The sequence below is a fragment of the Bacillus sp. SIMBA_008 genome (assembly GCF_046535495.1).
GTDB lineage: Bacteria > Bacillota > Bacilli > Bacillales > Bacillaceae > Bacillus > Bacillus subtilis.
In genome coordinates this window covers 1-246 of sequence record NZ_JAWRWL010001036.1, presented here as the reverse complement: position 1 = coordinate 246, position 246 = coordinate 1, and the positions used below count along the sequence as shown (strand labels likewise).

1 protein-coding gene is annotated in these 246 nt (G+C 35.8%); it reads right to left on the bottom strand.

Translation table 11 applies throughout. From position 1 onward, the window contains the following. On the bottom strand, nt 1–246 hold a 246-nt coding region (locus tag SB658_RS26565; RefSeq protein ID WP_410603485.1), incomplete at both ends, for a hypothetical protein.

Below are 246 nucleotides of genomic sequence, written 5' to 3'. Positions count from 1 at the left end.
CATCAAATAATCGAATAGAATCAACTTCTGTATCGAAAAATTCAATACGAAATGGTAACTCTTCAGTTAATGGGTAAATATCTAATATTCCCCCGCGCAAACTGAATTCCCCAGGAGCTTCTACCATCGACTTACGCTCATAACCAATATGATGTAAAGTATGCAAGAATGTATCTAAATCAATCTCTTGCCCTAGATTGATTTCGATTTGCCTTTGCTTCCACAACTCTTTCATTGGTAAAAATC